Raw genomic sequence first — 17,491 nt, 5'->3', positions numbered from 1 at the left:
TTATTTTCATTTTTGAATGCGTAATTACCTCCTAATTATAGGATTTCTATTTATCGGTTTAGGTCAGCAGGCTTTTTCCCAAGACCGGATTGTGATCCCAGATACCGTCTTGATCAATGGAGATACGCTTTTGATGCTGGGTGATTCTTTACTGATTGAAGAACATGAGAAGGAGATTTTCTGGGAGACTGGCGGAAACTATAACCTCAACATCCAACAGGTTACTTTGAGTAACTGGGCGGCTGGTGGATCCAGCTCATTTGCCCTTAATTCAGGGGTTTCTTTATTTGCAAATTATAAGAAAGAAAAGAAAGTCTGGGACACACAGCTCACAATAAATCTGGGCATGACCAGACAAGGAGATCGGGACTTTCAAACCAGAAAAAGTAATGACAACTTTATTTTTGTTAGCAACTATGGCCGGGAGCTCTCCGAAAAATTCTATCTCTCCACCCAACTAGATGCCAGGACACAGCTTTTGGCTGGGTATAAATATTCCAGACCATCTGGAAGTGATAAAGAAATAAGAACAAAAATATCGGACCTTCTTTCCCCAGGATATGTGCAGTCATCTACTGGTTTGAATTACAGGAAAACCTACGAGGATAAGAGTAAACTATCTGTAATTCTTTCTCCTTTTACCGGTCGATTCACCATTGTCATGAATGATTCCCTCAGCCAAGCAGGTGCTTTTGGGGTGATACCTGGAGAAAATGTCAGAGCTGAGGCTGGAATGTCTTTTGCTACGTCAGTTGTGGATATCCAACTCATGGAGAATATTACTTGGAAAGCAGACCTAAATCTTTTCTCAAACTACGAGCGATTTGGAAACATGGTCGTAAATTTTAATTCAACGATTCGAATGAAAGTAAATAAGTTCATTTCAACTAGAATGGAAACCAGGCTAATCTACGATGAGGAAGTTTTTATCAAGCAAGATGATGACACATCCAAACAGGCTGTCCAGCTCCAAAATCTTATAAATTTTGGAATATCTCTGGACTTTTAAAAATCAGTTTCCAATCCAAATTTTCGCTGAAAATCCACAAGCGCAGGATGTTTCTCTTTTAAGAATCTGAATTTATCAGAGCTTGTATAAAGTTTGTTCGTTGTAGATTCCAATTCCTCTTTAACCAGCAATTTAATTCCTAATTTACCAGCACCTGTTAGGTCTCTGATCAGAGATAAGAGTTCTGGTTTCATCTTTTGTGCAATCTCTTCCTGCACGTGCCCCATCACTTCAAAACAAATCTCATGGCCATCCATTTTGGAAGGTTGATTTAAAATGGCAAGTTCAAGGACCTTATTTTGTTTTTTAAAATGAGTTAAAACCTCAGGCATTATTTCGTCCAATTTTTCCTGAGTAAGCTGCCGCGTGTTTTCAGGTTCAATAGTCTTTGCATCAGCCTTTTTTTGCTCGATTCTTCGCTCCTCTTTTTTAGCCTTTTCTGCTAAAATTTCTTTTGTATGCGACAAGCTTGTCGGAATAGACATGGTCCGCTGAACTGGAATCGATTTGGATTCAGAACTTGGGTTTTTCGAAATACCGGAAGATGAAGGTGTACTTGGAGTTGAATCCGTTTCTGATTTACTCAGACTTTTTTTTTTGACTCTTCTGATGCTGAGACAGCTAATTTGAAGACCTGGGGAAGCTTCGCTATTTTCATTAAGGCCAATTCAACATGCAAACGTTGATTTTTGGAAGTCTTATAATGAATGTCGCATTGATTGGCAATATTAAGTGCCGAAAGTAAAAATGATACCGAGGCCGCTTCAGTTTGTTGAAGATACCTCTCTTTGGCACTTTCTGAAACTTGGATCAACTCCACAGTCGCAGGATCTTTTGCCACTAATAAGTCTCTGAAATGCTCACATAGTCCAACGATGAAGTTATGCCCATCAAATCCTTTTTTAAGAATTTCATCAAAAATCAACAAGACTTTGGATAAATCTTCCTGTAGGAGTGCATCTACTACCCTGAAATAATAATCATAATCAAGGATATGAAGATTATCAATTGTCTCATGGTAAGTTACTTTTTTACCTGCAGAGTAAGTGACAATCAAATCAAAAATAGAAAGGGCATCTCTGAGTGCTCCGTCCGCTTTGGTAGCAATTAATCTTAATGCTTCCTCCTCATAATCTACTTGTTCTTTCTCAGCAATGTACTTCAAGTGTTCAGCTATATGTTTGATCTGAATTCTATTGAAATCAAAGATTTGACAACGAGAAAGAATGGTAGGAATAATTTTATGCTTCTCTGTCGTAGCCAGAATGAAGATGGCGTATTTTGGAGGTTCTTCTAATGTTTTCAAAAAGGCGTTGAATGCCTGGTTGGAAAGCATGTGGACCTCATCAATAATATATACCTTGTACTGACCCTTTTGCGGAGCATATCGAACCTGTTCAACGAGATTTCTGATATCGTCTACTGAATTATTGGATGCAGCGTCCAATTCATAGATATTGAAAGAACCGTTATTTTTAAAGGAAACACAGGAATCACAGACACCACAGGCTTCCTGATCGGCTTGACGATTTTCACAATTAATTGTTTTTGCCAAAATTCGGGCACAGGTAGTTTTACCCACACCACGAGGACCACAGAAAAGAAAAGCCTGAGCTAGATGATTATTTTTGATTGCATTTTGAAGCGTGGTAGTAATATGCTGCTGCCCCACTACGCTCTTAAAATCTGCCGGTCTGTATTTTCTTGCCGAAACGACGAAATTTTCCATCACCGCAAGATATAAAAATCTCTTTATAGGAAAACCTAGAAATTTGTGCAATTCAAAAGATTTTCCATAAAGGGTTGAGATTGAATAGAATGCTGTTAATAGATTTTAAGATCGAAAAACAGTAACAATGTTTTCAATTATAATTAGTCATGTTGTCGACGGTCGACTGTTAACTGTAAGCTGATCCAAAGTCTTTCTAGACTTACCATCACCAATTTTACCAAATCATTTCCTTGGAACTAAAATTAGGTTACTTTTGTCTCCCTAATAAATGGGGCTGACCGGTATTGACAGTAAGTGTAAAGATCGGGCTCGCATGCAGGCTGGAGTATGTACGGCCTTGAAAGATTCATACGAACTATAATTGGCGAAAATTCTTACGCCATGGCTGCCTAATCTTACCTTAACAGGAAAGAACGCTTAAAGGGTTGAGTTACTAGAGTAATTCCCCAGCCACATCTCACCGTCCGTTATCTGATCCGGACGGATTTGAGGTGTCGACTTGATCGGGTTGCGGCTTGTGATGCTATTAAGCAAGTCTAAGATCAATAGCTAAGCCGAGACAAGGTGTGTCATCCAGCATATTTCGGTCGAAAACCTAACAGGTGACTAAGCATGTAGACGGTACGTTGTTTCCTTATCTGGACGCGAGTTCGAATCTCGCCAGCTCCACAAAAAACCCTCTGGCATTTCCTTCAGAGGGTTTCTTTTTTTAATATCTTAATTTGGTGACTTTTCAGTTTCTATTTCATAATCCGATCAGTTGGATTGCGCTGCCAACCACTGCATGATCGTCACAGGTACCCCATTAACTTTTACCGGTTTGCCATCGAAATCATTTTGGCTCAAATTGGCATGTGAATAGATCCATGACCAGTGTCCAGGGTAATAGTAATCCTCTCCACCCAATAAGCCGGTAATATCTACCACATGGTCGTAGAAGGTCAAGTGAACATCTTTTGCGCCTGCCTTCATCAATTTATCATAAACTGGCAAAACCGTTTGATCTGCTACGGTCGTTGAATCGTCTTTTGAATGAACAAACCAGATTGGGACATTTTTAATGCTTTTTGCCTGCTCATCTGATAAATAAGCTCCTCTATATGCTAGTGCGCTGATATAGCCACCTGCAAAATATTCAGGATATTCTAAGATCAGTTTTAAACTTATGTATCCACCATTGCTACACCCTCCTACATAAATCCTATCCATATCCACATTCGGATGCTTCGCTGCAAAATCATCAAATAGCGCCTTCAAAGCTTCGAAATAAATATCGTCTACTTGGCCACTTGTCGAACCTTCTCCACTGTCCATCCATCTGGTAGGCGTTTGTGGTACCAAAACGTAAGCACCTCCAAAATAATCCTGGATTTCAGGAGACGCATAATTTGCCGCACGATTACCCAAAAGAGGGATTGTGGTATCTGTTCCACCTTCCCCTCCACCATGCAACCAAATGATTAATGGTACCTTTTCTTGATTGGTTTCAGGGGTATAGGAAGCATAGGTGAGACTTACATTATCATGAGTAAATTTACCATTCAGTTCGTATTCATCAACCAAAGGCATCACTCTATCACCTTCTTTATTCCAAACTTCCAGCGTTGCTGTGTTTGAAACTGACAATTTATAATCCACCCACACATTGCCATAGGAACGCATGTATTGAAAAGGAGAACCCAAAGGAAGATTTGGAGCAACAGAAAGATTAAGTGTCACATGCTCTCCGTCAGCATTGCGGTTGCCTTTTGCATCTGAATTGTATGCTGAAATAACAGTCCTTTCTCCGCTTGCGGGATTAATTGGGTTTTCTGATAAATCAGAACTTCGGGTTGCAAATACTTTATATTGAGAAGGATCTGTACTCAAATCTGCATCACCTTTGGATAACACAACTTTGTTGACAGCTGGTCCCCAGTCAAAACCTTCAATGACAATCGTATATGAATTTTGTGCCAAACCTAATTGAGACACGAGCAATAGGATAAGGCTAAAAAGAATAAAGGGTCTATTTTTCATTGTTGTTGAATTTACTGAACCCTCAATATAATAATCCATTTTATTCATTCACAGATATTTATTTAAGCGCTGAGTTTCCTTTTTCAAATAGGCGTTAAATATTCATCAAATAGCATGCAGTAGGAGTAATTAAAAATGATGGTGAAATTTAGAAAAGCATTAAAATATGAGATTGAAATGTGTCTATTCATTTCTGTTTTTAAAAATTAAACAAAAAAATGATCTGCTCCATTTGAAGTTAGATTGTGATTAATAAAATAAAATCACCTAAACTCTTTAAGAAATGTAATAAAAAGTTCAATTTTGTGAATAATTACTAATAGCTGAACTTACTTCATATTCTAAGTGATTTAGGAAAAATGATTTTCTAATCCTTTGGAATAGAATAACAATAGGTTTCAAAACTTAGCAAGACCGTTAACAGGAATTAACGGTTAAAAATTATGCAGAGTGTAGAACATTAGTTTATTTCGCACCCAAATGATAAAGTTGATTACCAGGTTTGTACTTTCCCTTTGCATTCTGCTATCCAGTGGGTACAGTCAACTTTATGCTCATGCTATTCAAGAAGGAGTTCAATACGCCCCGGCAAATTCATTGTTGAGCCACCAAAGTTCAACTGTAGATACAGATTTTAGCAATCATATCCATATTCTTCATACCCATACATCAGGCACTGTAAAAGTCGATGTAACAGATATTGAAGAAAAAGACGATATTCTCGTTTCTTTCAAAAAATTTGTTCAAAGCAGTAATTACTACACTGCTATTTTTTGCACCTTAATTCTAGGGTTTTTATTCAGGTTTATTCAGAAAAGCTTATTCTTCAGTAAGAACTTTTACTATAAGTTATCCCATCGGAAACATCTGCTCATTCAGGTGTTTACGATATAATATTTTTTCAACAGAGATAATCTAATTACCTCTAATTCTTTAATGCTGTGAGTCATTTTGCTTAAGCAATTCGCTTAGCCTGATTCACGCCGTGCATTTCTTTTGATGCACCAGAAAAAACCAATAAAAAATCCAGTTTAATAACAACTAATTATTATGAACACGAGAATTCTTATGCTCGCAGGTCTGTGTGCATTGCTATTCCACACAGGTTGCAACTCGCATAGCGAAGAGCACCATGAAGCTGAAACTACCTTTCAGGTAACCAGCCCATTACAAAAGGATACGTTGATCACTAAACAGTACGTATCACAAGTCCATTCCATTCAACACATAGAAATCAGAGCCTTGGAAAGAGGTTACCTACAGAAGATTTATGTGGATGAAGGTCAGTTTGTTAAAAAAGGTACTTTGCTTTTCAAAATCATGCCTAATATCTACCAGGCAGAATTTGAAAGTGCTAAAGCTGAGGCTGAATTTGCCAGAATTGAATACGAAAACACAAAGTCATTGGCAGATAGAAATATCGTAGCTCCTAATGAGCTAGCCATGGCAAAAGCAAAAGTTGACAAAGCAAATGCAGAGCTTTCCTTAGCTCAAGTACATTTACAATTTACTGAAATCAGAGCTCCTTTTGACGGAATCATTGATAGATTCCTGGTGAGAGAAGGTTCATTACTTGATGAAGGTGAATTACTCACCAACTTCTCTGACAACAGCAAAATGTGGATTTATTACAATGTCCCAGAAGCTGAATATTTGGACTACAAAGCCCAAGTAAAAACTGATGAGAAAGTTCAAGTAGTATTCCAAATGGCTAACCAGAAGCAATTTGATTACCCAGGAGTAGTTGAAACCATTGAAGCCGACTTCAACAATGAAACAGGTAACATCGCTTTCAGAGCTACATTCCCTAATCCAAATAGTCTCTTGAGACATGGAGAAACAGGAAATATTCAAATGACCATTTCTCTTTCAAACGTCCTTTTGATTCCACAGAAATCAACATTTGAGGTACTGGACAAGAAATATGTTTTTGTCATAAATGAAGAAAATGTGGTTCATTCAAGAGAAATCACGATCTCAGCAGAATTGCCTCATATCTATGCCATTTCAGCAGGTCTTGAACCTACTGACAAAATCCTCCTTGAAGGTCTTCGTCTTGTAAGAGAAAATGATGAAATCCATTATGACTTTATAAAGCCGGATGTCGCTTTATCAAATCTGGACTTGTATGCCGAATAACTCAACTCCTAAAAAATAGAATTGATGTTTAGCAAATTCATAAAAAGACCAGTTTTAGCGATTGTAATTTCCATCATTATTGTTTTTGTAGGCTTACTTTCAATGAAGCAAATGCCTATTTCACAGTTCCCGGAAATTGCTCCGACAACGGTAAGTATTTTCATCGCATATCCAGGTTCCAGTGCTGATGTGCTTGTAAAATCAACTTTGATTACTCTCGAAAACTCTATCAATGGAGTGCAGGGAATGAGATACATGGCTACCGATGCTACCAGTGCGGGTGAGGCAACTATCAACATTATCTTCGAGCCCGGGACAGACCCGAACCAAGCGGTCATACGGGTCAAGACCAGGGTGGATCAAGTCATGCCACTTTTACCTGAACTTGTTCAGCGGGAAGGTGTAATTATCACCCCGATCCAGCCTAGTATGTTGATGTATGTCAACCTCTACTCAACGAGCGAAAGCATGGATGAAAAGTTCCTTTACAACTACGCCAATGTGAATATGATCCCCGAAATCAACCGTATCAAAGGTGTAGCAAGATCCCAAATATTGGGAAGTAGGACTTATGCGATGCGTGTTTGGTTAAACCCAGATCGTATGCGAGCCTATAACATCTCTGTAGAAGATGTCATGGAAGCTATGCAGGAGCAAAGTATTGTAGGTAGGCCTGGCCGAATCGGCCAGAGTTCTGGTATTGCCGCACAATCTCTTGAGTACGTTTTGACCTATAAAGGCCGATTCAGCACTTCTGAAGAATACGATAATATTATCATCAGAGCGAATGCCGAAGGAGAAAGCATCAAATTAAAGGATATTGCCAGAACAGAATTGGGAAGTGAATTCTTTGATATTTATTCCAATTTGGATGGTCATCCATCTGCCGCAATTGTATTAAAGCAAAACTATGGCAGTAATGCCAGTGATGTTATCGAAGAGGTAAAAGCCACTTTGGAAGAAATGAAGAAATCCTTCCCTCCGGGAGTTGATTACCAAATCAGTTATGATGTTTCCCAATTCCTAGATGCTTCCATTGAGCAAGTCATACATACGCTACGAGATGCTTTTATCCTGGTGGCTTTGGTTGTATTTATCTTCTTGGGAGATTGGAGATCTACTTTGATTCCGATTTTGGCCGTACCGGTTTCTTTGGTCGGGGCTTTCTTCGTAATCCAGTTCTTCGGGCTCTCGATTAACCTCGTCACGCTTTTCGCACTTGTATTGGCAATCGGTATTGTGGTCGATGACGCCATTGTGGTGGTGGAAGCTGTCCATGCCAAAATGGAAGACTTCCCGCATTTGACTCCCTATCAGGCTGTGAAAAGAGTATTGGGTGAAATCAGTGGTGCGATAATCGCCATTACTGCGGTTATGGTATCTGTGTTCTTGCCGATTTCCTTTATGTCCGGACCGGTGGGTACTTTCTACCGTCAGTTCTCTATCACCATGGCAAGTTCCATCGTGATTTCTGCAGTTATCGCTTTGACTTTGACACCAGTATTATGTGCGATGTTGCTTAAAAACCACCACGGGCATGAGAGAAAACAAAATATCCTAACCAAAGCATTGGACAGTTTCAACAGAGTCTTCGATAAGCTGACAGGAAAATATGTGGATTTACTAAAATCCATGGTTAGTAGAAGATGGCTGACTTTCGGAATCCTCCTTCTTTTCGGAGCTGGTATTTTCTTCGAAAGTGAAATCCTTCCTTCAGGTTTCATTCCGAGTGAAGATCAGGGAACCATTTACGCGATCATCCAAACACCTCCTGGAGCTACTTTGGAAAGAACCAATCAGGTTTCCCAAAAACTACAGAAAATATGCGAGGAAATTGACGGGGTAGAATCTGTCTCTTCTTTGGCAGGATATGAAATCATGACAGAGGGCCGTGGATCCAACGCCGGTACTTGTTTGATCAACTTAAAACCATGGGGAGAAAGAAAGCATACGGTGAAAGAGATCATGGAAGAACTGGAAGAAGAATCCAAGGGATTAGGTGCCATCGTGGAATTCTTCGAACCACCGGCAATTCCAGGTTTCGGTTCATCCGGTGGTTTTTCAATGAGGTTGCTCGATCAAACAACTAATACCGATTATCAGGAGTTTGATAAGATCAATAAGGATTTTATGGATAACCTCAGCAAACGTGAGGAGATCACTGGTCTGTTTACATTCTTTGCTGCCAACTATCCTCAATACGAACTTGAAATTGACAACAATAAGGCTATGCAAAAAGGGGTTTCTATTGGTAAAGCAATGGAAAATCTGAACATCCTGATCGGTAGTACTTATGAGCAAGGCTTTATCCGTTTCGGAAGATTCTTTAAGGTGTATGTACAATCAGATCCTTCATTTAGAAGACTTCCAACAGATGTACTAAACCTGTTTGTGAAAAATGAAGCAGGTGAAATGGTTCCTTATTCAGCATTTATGACCATGAAGAAAACTCAGGGTCCTAATGAGGTCACTCGTTTCAACATGTATAACTCAGCTGCTATCAGGGGTCTCCCGGCGCCTGGCTTTACCACGGCGGATGCAATCCAAGCTATCCGAGAGGTAGCTACTGAAACGTTACCGAGAGGATATGACATTGCCTGGGAAGGTCTCTCTTATGATGAGGCAAGTCGAGGTAATGAAGCACTATACGTTTTCATCATCGTTTTGGTATTCGTTTACTTCGTGCTGGCAGCACAGTACGAAAGTTTCATCATTCCGCTGGCAGTCGTATTCTCACTCCCTGTTGGGGTTTTTGGCTCCTTCTTCTTACTGAAGTTGATGGGTCTGGACAATGATATTTATGCACAGATTGGGCTGATTATGCTTGTTGGTCTCCTTGGTAAAAACGCAGTATTGATTGTAGAATTTGCCGTGCAAAAACGACAGGAAGGAGCTACTATTCTTGCGGCAGCCATCGAAGGAGCAAAAGTTCGTTTCAGACCTATTTTGATGACATCTTTTGCATTCATCGCTGGTCTGGTTCCTTTGATAATTGCAACAGGAGCTGGTGCAATAGGAAACCGAACCATCGGTGCTTCCGCAATGGGTGGTATGCTCTTCGGAACCATCTTTGGGGTGATCATCGTCCCTGGACTTTACTACATTTTCGGTAGTCTAGCAGATGGTCGTCACTTGATCAAGAATGAAGATGAAAGTCCATTATCCGAACAAACTCAGCACAAACATGCTTAAAAGAATCATTTATATAAGTCTTGGAGTTGCAGGTCTGTCCTTTGCTGTTTCTTCGTGTAAGACTCCAGAATTGACAGAAAAAGCAATCAATAGTGCGGTTCCTGAAAGCTATACTGGTTCTCAGGACACAACTAATACTGCTGATTTGGTTTGGCAGGAATATTTTTCCGACCCATACCTAAGATCGCTGATTGATACCGCTTTGAACAATAATCAGGAACTGAACATAACCCTTCAGGAAATCCAGATAGCACAAAACGAGGTAAGAGCCAGAAAAGGTGAAATATTACCCTCTGTAAATATTGGGGCTGCCGCTGGCGTGGATAAAGTAGGCCGATACACCAGCCAAGGTGCGAATGATGCAAATACCGAGATCAAGCCTGGAAAAGAAATGCCTGATCCATTGCAAGATTACATGGTAGGAGCATTTGCGACTTGGGAAGTAGATATCTGGAAAAAGCTAAGAAATGCTAAAAAATCAGCTTTGACCAGGTATTTGGGAAGTGTAGAAGGTAAAAATTTCATGGTCACAAACTTGATCGCTGAAATTGCGAACTCTTACTATGAACTGCTTGCACTTGATAATGAATTGGAAATTGTCAAGCAGAATGTTGAAATCCAGACCAATGCACTCGAAATTGTAAAATTTCAAAAACAAGCGGCACGGGTAACGGAATTAGCAGTAAGAAGATTTGAAGCTCAAGTGCTCAGCACAAAAAGTCTTCAATATGGAATCCAGCAGGAGATCATTGAAACTGAAAACAGAATTAATTTCTTGGTTGGTAGATTCCCACAGAAAGTCGAAAGAGATCATAAAGTATTTACTGAATTGGTTCCTGAGATGATTCATGCAGGGATTCCTTCCCAACTTTTGGCCAATAGACCGGATATCCGACAGGCAGAACTCGAGTTGGCAGCATCCAAAATTGATGTTCAGGTAGCCAAAGCAGACTTTTATCCTAAATTGGAAATATCTGCTGGATTAGGCTATAATGCTTTCAATACCGCTTATCTATTCACCACTCCTCAGTCTCTGATTTATTCCTTGGCAGGAGAACTGGTTGCTCCCCTAATTAATAGGAATGCAATCAAAGCGCGATATTTGACTGCTAATTCAATGCAGATTCAAGCAATCTACAACTATGAGCAGACTATTTTAAATGCTTATATCGAGGTGGCTAATCAGCTTTCCAATATCGAAAACCTGGAAAAAACTTATAGTTTAAAATCAGAACAAGTCAATGCTCTAACTGAATCGATCGATATTTCCAATGAACTATTTAAATCTGCCAGAGCAGACTATATGGAAGTATTGTTGACTCAACGGGATGCACTTGAATCCAAGTTTGAGTTGATAGAAACCAAAATGAGACAGATGCATGCCAAAGTGGATTTTTACCAGGCATTGGGAGGCGGTTGGAATTAAAGGTTAAACTGGATTACCGAACTTATAATCAAAAAGCCCTTCGGAATATTCTGAAGGGCCTTTTTTATTTTTCTAATCAATTTTTTTCTCAACCAGTAAAGTAAGCATCTAATTCAGACATCATTGCAGATTTATCACGCAAATCATTAATGATCTTCCCTTTTTCCAAAAGTACAATTCGGTCGCAAATCTCAGTTACATGATTCAAATCATGGCTGGATATCAAAAAGGTAATTTGTGAATTTTCCTTTTCACTCAAAATCAATTTCTTCAATCGAATCTGAGAACTGGGGTCTAGATTTTCGAAAGGCTCATCCAGAAAGACAACTTCTGGGTTTCCCATCATCGCAGCAGCAATTCCAACTTTTTTTAAGTTTCCTTTTGATAAATCTCTGATATATTTCTTTTTTCCAATAATCTCATCGTTGAACAACTCTCTGAATTTTTCTAAATGAACTCCTAAATCCGCTTCTGACATTCCATAGATTTTACGCAAAGTCTCGAAATATTCGTCCGGTGTTAGGTAAGTCAATAACATATGCTCATCGAGATAGGCCCCTGTTTTTGCTTTCCAATCTTCAGATTTACTTACATCTTGCCCTTCAATAGTTACCGTGCCTGATGTGGCTCGAACAAGATCAAGCATGATTCTAAAAAGAGTTGTTTTACCGGCACCATTATTTCCCACCAATCCAAAACACTCAGAATTGGGGATTTCAAGGTGGTCTACATCTAAGACTACTGTTTCTTTATATTGCTTTTTTAGCTCATTGACTTGGATCATGATTCTTGACGGAATGAAGATGAAATTTCGTAACGATTTGAATTAATACGATTGATAATTATTTTACTTAAAGGTTTGAAGGACAAAATCCCTATGATTCCACTTATACCAAGTGCGAGCAAACCTACGTAATCATTGAATAGTAAGGAAAAAGGAAGGTAGATCAGATAAGGCCCCGCCATCATAGGAATAATAATCAGAAATTGTGCTGCCCCTACCCCTTCATAATTAAACATAGCACCTTTGTTAAGATCCATTGGCTTGGGTTTCCAAAGTGCCAGATAAATTATCACATGGATTAATATTCCAATATTGAATAAGAAGGTGGCGAGATGGATCAAAAGAATATTCCAACCGAAATAAACATAAGGAATTGAAGCTAAAAAACAGATCATAGAGATACTTATAAAAAGCAAATATTTTCCTTTTACTAAGGCTTCTACACCATCTTTTCGATTTAGAAAAAAATCAAAATTCCCGGAATTCCAGCTCAAAAACTGCTGTCCGTATTGAATCATAAAGATGCCTGTGATAAAAACTCCCACAAAAATAAAGATTGCAGAGATTCCGCCATCTTCACTTTGGTATACTGGATTAGTATAGAAAATCAATCCATAAAGCAAGAAAAAAGCTGAAAGCATTAAATAAGTCCTGCTCTTCTTATGTCGGATGATTAGTTTCCACTCTAGGTTTGCCAACTCTCCAGCTAAACCAAAACGAGTGAAAAAGCCAATTGACTGCCCTACAAATCTAATTTCATCCTCCTCTGCCAAATCTTCCAAATAGGCATTTTCCAAATAAAATCTCCTACAAAGAATAAAAGTCCCAATCATTAAAATGGCTAAAACTAGCATAGGAATCGGGCTAGATAAAGCCAAATCGAAGATTGGTTTAGTAATTTCTCCAAGATTAAACCAGCCCATGTAGCTTGAGCCTGCTCCCAAAGCCAGGATAGCAAACACAACGATAATCCCAATTAAGCCATCCTCAAATCGCTGTTTGAACCAAAGCATAAACCAATGTAAGGTATAGCTAGTAAAGACTATACTTCCAATCCAAAATATTGCTCCGGAAGTACCATAAATAGGCTCAATAATTTGAAATGCTGATGGTAAAAACAATAAAACAGGAATCAAACTCATCGCTGAAATAAAAGAACGCGCTAGGAGAATTGAAATAATCTTGCCTTTACCTATCGGCAAATGAAGTAAACTCTCCAAATCCAATACAGGAAGCTTTTGGAGAAAATAGCGATACATAAATTCAAACAAAAAGAAATAGATCAAATAGCTATTAATTACTATTATGGGATCTTCACCCTCTGCCAAAAGTTCAATTATTTTCGGAAGGAAAATACCTGCACCGAATACGTATCCAAGTAATACTAAGACTATAAAGCCAAGAAAAATATTTGCCATAGCGCTCTTGGCAAATGAAGTAGACCTGAAACTTTTAAGAAACTGTAATTTGACTAATTCAAAAATCATAGCGTGGCTAGTTGGTTATTCTTCCTAAATTCGCCCAAAATATAACTAAACAAGCAGAAAACGTTGCAGTTTAAAGATAAAATTAAGCAAATGATAGAATCAGATAAGGAGTTGCGATTTTTCGAAGCAGTAAAACAGAGAAGGTCAGTAAGAATATTTGATCAGGAAAGCCCCTTTGACTATGAGATTGTATCAAAATGTATTCAAGCCTCCATATTATCTCCTAACAGTTCAAATTTGCAATTGTATCAATTTATTAGGATACCAGAGACCTCCCCTTTTAAAGAACCTCTTTCCCAACTTTGCATGCGCCAAAAAGCGGCAGTGACAGCCAGAGAATTGATAGTAGTAGTAACACGTCGAGATTTATGGAAATCAAGAGCAAAAGCAAATTTTGAATACATCCAAACCACTGTTCAAAACCAGTCAGAAAAAAAGAAAAAGCAGGCGTTAAGCTATTATGGTAATCTGATTCCAAAGCTATATTCTAGATTTCCAGGTTGGTCAATTATAAAGCAAGTGATTGCTTGGTTTGTTGGCTTAAAAAGGCCGATGGTGCGGGAAGTCAGTGAAACGGATGTCCGTATTTCAGTTCACAAATCTGCAGCATTAGCATCTATGACTTTTATGTTCGGCATGAAAGCCTCTGGTTACGATACTTGTCCGATGGAAGGATACGACTCCAAACGTATATCAAAACTGCTAAACCTACCTAAAGGAGCAGAAATCTGCATGATTATCGGTTGTGGAAAAGGCCTTCCTGAAGGAGTGTATGGAGATCGATTTAGGGTCAATTCAGAATTACTGATAAAAGAAATTTAACTTAATCAACCTATTAAATCTTGTGGATTTACCAACCCAATTTTCTTTGGGAATCTACCCAAACCATAAATCATTTTATCGAGTTTTATCACAGAAAAAGTCTTGAATTTCTTATATAATTTCTTAAACAATTTTTATTTTTGGCTGTTTAAAAATCAAATTTGGAAGCTTGGTCAAGTGAATCTTGATTTGAAATTCAATTTCTGATAAAATCACCATGACCCACTGAATTTCAAGCTTCTAATTGATTTTTAATTATCGTAATTAAAGTTTAATCACCAATTTTGGTTGAAAAATAATTAAATCTAACCATCTCATTTTCAGTGATTTATTTAAATAAATTTAGCATGTTCAAATAATTAATCTGTAACTTTACTGTACGGCGTTATTTATGCTTTCATATGAAGATTAGTGTATTTAAAATAAACCTATCGAGACCATCTTTATTTCATCTATGATTTCAGAAGCCACCAAACGCTTCATATTTGTCACCTCGACAGTTCTTGTTTTCGCATACTCTGCAAAGGCTCAGCTTGTGAACTCCGGAGATCTTTATGTCAAAGAAGGTGCTGTTCTCTATTCTGCTTTCACTCTTGAAAATCAGACTACTGGGAGATTTATAAATGATGGAACTCTAATTCTTAAATCCGATCTGACTAATAATGGTCTATTTGGGTTTTCCCCAAACTTAAGTTCAGGGCTCACTCGTTTGGAGGGATTATCTAATCAATCAATTTCAGGATCAAGTGAATTTCAATTTTGGAATTTGAATCTTGATAACGGTCAAGGTTTTTCTCTTGAAAATAATCTTCGCGTTTTCGGCTCGGGAGAATTCAAATCTGGGATTGTGCTTTCTGACCTTAGTGAACCTGTTTTTGGTTTTGGGCTAGGCGGTATTTCACAAAATTCTTCAGACGAGAGTTTTGTGGATGGCATAGTCGGCACTGAGACCGATTCAGATTTTTTCTTCCCGGTAGGGGATGACCAGTTTCTTAGATTTCTTCGTGCGAGTCCAAATGATGGAGGCGAAAACCTAAATTTAAATGCCCAGTACTTCTTAGATGACCCTGATGGCCTTTATCCGAGAAATCAGGCAAATAGAAATATTCGATTGATTGACGATGCAGAATATTGGGAAGTAGAAAACCTGAATGAAAGCGAAGACGAGATGGCTCTAACTCTTTCCTGGAGAGATGTGACCACTCCCCCATTCATCCTGGGAGAACTCAACCAAATGTCTATTGTCAGTTGGGATTTCGATCAGGAACTCTGGGTAAGTGAAGGCGGTGTGATAGATAGCAATGATCAAATCATCACAGCAGATGTGGAATTTGCTGGAAATGGGGTTTTTACTCTAGGCATATTAGTAGGAAAAACAAATTTAGGGATTTCGAAAACTTCCTTTAATGCCTCGATTTGGGAAGGCGACGAGTTTGATTACGAACTCACCCTTCAAAACAATAGTCAGGTAACTGCTACTGATGTGGTATTGGTTGACAACCTTCCAAATGGATTGGAATATATCTCGGTCGAGGGAGAATCTATTTTTGGCCTTTTGGAATTTGAAGTGGAAGTGATCGGTCAGACAGTGATTATCCGCATACCTGAATTCATCGGAGGAGATGAAGCTACCTTCAAACTTCGGGTTCGAGCAAGTGATCCTGGCAGAATATTCAATGTAGCCGAGGTAGAATCTTTCGAAGAGGATGAGAATTTAGATGATAATGTTGATACAGACGAGAATGAAGTGAAAACATTCTTCATTCCAAATGTGATCACTCCAAATAATGATGGCTTGAATGATCGATTTGAAATCAAAGGACTAAACAAATTCCTCTCAAACAAGATCACCATTTTCAACAGATGGGGCGATACTCTCCTTGAGAAGGATAATTATGGTAATGATTGGCAAGGCGAAGGTCTCGTAGCAGGGACCTACTTCTACACCCTCGAAGTAGTTGAAGAAGATGGAAGTGACCAAACCTTTAAAGGCTGGATCCAAATAATCAGAGAAGACTAAAGAAATAGGCTTTGGCCGAAAGGCCGAAGAATAAAAAAAATTGAAAGTGAAGGTTAAATCTAATTAAGAAGAAATGAAAAAATTACTACTCTCAGGGTTCCTGGTGCTTCTATTTGGCAGCGCTTACTCTCAAGTAGGGATCGGGACAGAAAATCCTCATCCGTCCACTATTCTTCATATTGAATCTGAGAATCTTGGAATATTAATCCCTAGGTTATCCCTTAATTCCCCTGATGATGCAGCCTTGTTGCCTGGAGGTCCGGTGGATGGACTATTGGTTTTCAATATCAATCAGGGTGAAAATATTGATCCTGGCTTTTATTTCTGGAGCAATAACACCTGGAATAAGGTTCTGGACACAGAAAACCTAGATGCCATCAACGCTGAGATTGGCGATGTAGAGATGAAATTGCAGGGTAGTCTCACTATATCAGATGATGGAACTATTGGATTCCTAGATGAGAACCTTGATTTCCAACCTCTTGATCTGGACGAAATCGTCCAAAATCTTCAGACCATCACCACCCTTGTTGATAACAGTGATGGAACCTTCACTTACACTTCAGAAGACGGAACTGAAGTCACTTTCAATGCCAATAATGATCTAATCGATAACGGTAACGGCACCTTCACTTTCACCAATGCCGCAGGAATAAGCTTGAGTTTCGATGCCAGGCAAACCCTTATCACAGATAATGGAGATGGAACAATATCCATCACGGATGATTTCGGGAATACTGATATAGTTGATGGATCCATCACGAACGAATTACAAACACTTGCCATCGATGGTGATCAATTATCCATCTCAGATGGAAATACCATAACTCTTCCTACCGCTTCTGGACCAGAAGGTCCGCA

12 protein-coding genes, 1 other RNA gene and 1 pseudogene are annotated in these 17,491 nt (G+C 38.8%); 9 read left to right on the top strand and 5 right to left on the bottom strand.

Going from position 1 to position 17,491, the window contains the following annotated elements:
* The first annotated feature begins 16 nt into the window (after positions 1-16).
* Positions 17-1,009: a DUF3078 domain-containing protein gene (locus AAGF08_RS18615; RefSeq protein ID WP_343512891.1), complete on the top strand. Its 993-nt coding sequence runs from the start codon at positions 17-19 to the stop codon at positions 1,007-1,009.
* On the opposite strand, the gene AAGF08_RS18610 is transcribed toward AAGF08_RS18615, so the two are convergent.
* Together AAGF08_RS18610 and AAGF08_RS18605 are read right to left on the bottom strand one after the other, a co-directional pair.
* Entirely contained in the window at positions 1,006-1,494 is a 489-nt protein-coding gene (locus tag AAGF08_RS18610; protein WP_343512890.1) for a hypothetical protein, read from the bottom strand. The two genes, AAGF08_RS18615 and AAGF08_RS18610, sit on opposite strands and share 4 nt — an antisense overlap.
* A gap of 98 nt (positions 1,495-1,592) precedes the next feature.
* The gene (locus tag AAGF08_RS18605) at positions 1,593-2,738 is read right to left on the bottom strand and encodes a DNA polymerase III subunit gamma/tau (protein WP_343512889.1); all 1,146 of its coding nucleotides are present in this window, start codon (positions 2,736-2,738) and stop codon (positions 1,593-1,595) included.
* A gap of 273 nt (positions 2,739-3,011) precedes the next feature.
* On the opposite strand from AAGF08_RS18605, the gene ssrA reads away from it, so the two are divergent.
* Positions 3,012-3,413: a transfer-messenger RNA gene (gene ssrA, locus AAGF08_RS18600) on the top strand.
* Between the two features lie 84 nt (positions 3,414-3,497).
* On the opposite strand, the gene AAGF08_RS18595 is transcribed toward ssrA, so the two are convergent.
* Positions 3,498-4,760 (bottom strand): glucan-binding protein, encoded by a 1,263-nt coding sequence (locus AAGF08_RS18595; RefSeq protein WP_343512888.1) that lies wholly within the window; start codon positions 4,758-4,760, stop codon positions 3,498-3,500.
* A 480-nt stretch (positions 4,761-5,240) separates the two neighbouring features.
* Here AAGF08_RS18595 and AAGF08_RS18590 point away from each other — a divergent pair, with 480 nt between their 5' ends.
* From AAGF08_RS18590 to AAGF08_RS18575, 4 genes are all read left to right on the top strand, one after another.
* On the top strand, positions 5,241-5,654 hold the full coding sequence (locus AAGF08_RS18590) for a hypothetical protein (protein ID WP_343512886.1): 414 nt from the start codon (positions 5,241-5,243) through the stop codon (positions 5,652-5,654).
* 156 nt (positions 5,655-5,810) lie between these two features.
* Positions 5,811-6,899: an efflux RND transporter periplasmic adaptor subunit gene (locus tag AAGF08_RS18585; RefSeq protein WP_343512885.1), complete on the top strand. Its 1,089-nt coding sequence runs from the start codon at positions 5,811-5,813 to the stop codon at positions 6,897-6,899.
* Positions 6,900-6,923: 24 nt separating this feature from the next.
* Positions 6,924-10,091, top strand: coding sequence for an efflux RND transporter permease subunit (locus tag AAGF08_RS18580; RefSeq protein ID WP_343512884.1), 3,168 nt, complete (start codon positions 6,924-6,926; stop codon positions 10,089-10,091).
* Positions 10,084-11,517 (top strand): TolC family protein, encoded by a 1,434-nt coding sequence (locus AAGF08_RS18575; protein WP_343512883.1) that lies wholly within the window; start codon positions 10,084-10,086, stop codon positions 11,515-11,517. Before AAGF08_RS18580 ends, AAGF08_RS18575 begins: the two co-directional genes overlap by 8 nt.
* 88 nt (positions 11,518-11,605) lie before the next feature.
* Here AAGF08_RS18575 and AAGF08_RS18570 read toward each other — a convergent pair whose 3' ends face one another.
* On the bottom strand, positions 11,606-12,301 hold the full coding sequence (locus AAGF08_RS18570; protein ID WP_343512882.1) for an ABC transporter ATP-binding protein: 696 nt from the start codon (positions 12,299-12,301) through the stop codon (positions 11,606-11,608).
* Complete coding sequence (locus AAGF08_RS18565; RefSeq protein ID WP_343512881.1) at positions 12,298-13,788, bottom strand: DUF5687 family protein; 1,491 nt, start codon at positions 13,786-13,788, stop codon at positions 12,298-12,300. The genes AAGF08_RS18570 and AAGF08_RS18565 overlap by 4 nt, the downstream gene beginning before the upstream one ends.
* A 90-nt stretch (positions 13,789-13,878) precedes the next feature.
* On the opposite strand from AAGF08_RS18565, the gene AAGF08_RS18560 reads away from it, so the two are divergent.
* From AAGF08_RS18560 to AAGF08_RS18550, 3 genes and pseudogenes are all read left to right on the top strand, one after another.
* Entirely contained in the window at positions 13,879-14,610 is a 732-nt protein-coding gene (locus AAGF08_RS18560) for a nitroreductase family protein (RefSeq protein WP_343512880.1), read from the top strand.
* A 454-nt stretch (positions 14,611-15,064) separates the two neighbouring features.
* Positions 15,065-16,630 carry a gliding motility-associated C-terminal domain-containing protein gene (locus tag AAGF08_RS18555; RefSeq protein ID WP_343512879.1) on the top strand — a complete coding sequence of 522 codons (1,566 nt, stop codon included), beginning with the start codon at positions 15,065-15,067 and terminating at the stop codon, positions 16,628-16,630.
* A 73-nt stretch (positions 16,631-16,703) separates the two neighbouring features.
* Positions 16,704-17,491 (top strand): annotated as a pseudogene (locus tag AAGF08_RS18550) (hypothetical protein); the annotation flags it as partial.

It is taken from the genome of Algoriphagus sp. SE2, assembly GCF_039563885.1.
Lineage (GTDB): Bacteria > Bacteroidota > Bacteroidia > Cytophagales > Cyclobacteriaceae > Algoriphagus.
Note: the sequence above shows the minus strand (reverse complement) of the source record. Positions and strands in the feature narration are given on the sequence as shown.

Excerpts from the sequence above, each read along its gene's own strand:
- AAGF08_RS18605 (WP_343512889.1), bottom strand. The coding sequence starts at position 2,738 with ATGGAAAATTTCGTCGTTTCGGCAAGAAAATACAGACCGGCAGATTTT.
- AAGF08_RS18595 (WP_343512888.1), bottom strand. The coding sequence starts at position 4,760 with ATGAAAAATAGACCCTTTATTCTTTTTAGCCTTATCCTATTGCTCGTG.
- AAGF08_RS18610 (WP_343512890.1), bottom strand. The coding sequence starts at position 1,494 with ATGTCTATTCCGACAAGCTTGTCGCATACAAAAGAAATTTTAGCAGAA.
- AAGF08_RS18565 (WP_343512881.1), bottom strand. The coding sequence starts at position 13,788 with ATGATTTTTGAATTAGTCAAATTACAGTTTCTTAAAAGTTTCAGGTCT.
- AAGF08_RS18585 (WP_343512885.1), top strand. The coding sequence starts at position 5,811 with ATGAACACGAGAATTCTTATGCTCGCAGGTCTGTGTGCATTGCTATTC.
- AAGF08_RS18580 (WP_343512884.1), top strand. The coding sequence starts at position 6,924 with ATGTTTAGCAAATTCATAAAAAGACCAGTTTTAGCGATTGTAATTTCC.
- AAGF08_RS18555 (WP_343512879.1), top strand. The coding sequence starts at position 15,065 with ATGATTTCAGAAGCCACCAAACGCTTCATATTTGTCACCTCGACAGTT.
- AAGF08_RS18590 (WP_343512886.1), top strand. The coding sequence starts at position 5,241 with ATGATAAAGTTGATTACCAGGTTTGTACTTTCCCTTTGCATTCTGCTA.
- AAGF08_RS18615 (WP_343512891.1), top strand. The coding sequence starts at position 17 with ATGCGTAATTACCTCCTAATTATAGGATTTCTATTTATCGGTTTAGGT.
- AAGF08_RS18560 (WP_343512880.1), top strand. The coding sequence starts at position 13,879 with ATGATAGAATCAGATAAGGAGTTGCGATTTTTCGAAGCAGTAAAACAG.
- AAGF08_RS18575 (WP_343512883.1), top strand. The coding sequence starts at position 10,084 with ATGCTTAAAAGAATCATTTATATAAGTCTTGGAGTTGCAGGTCTGTCC.
- AAGF08_RS18570 (WP_343512882.1), bottom strand. The coding sequence starts at position 12,301 with ATGATCCAAGTCAATGAGCTAAAAAAGCAATATAAAGAAACAGTAGTC.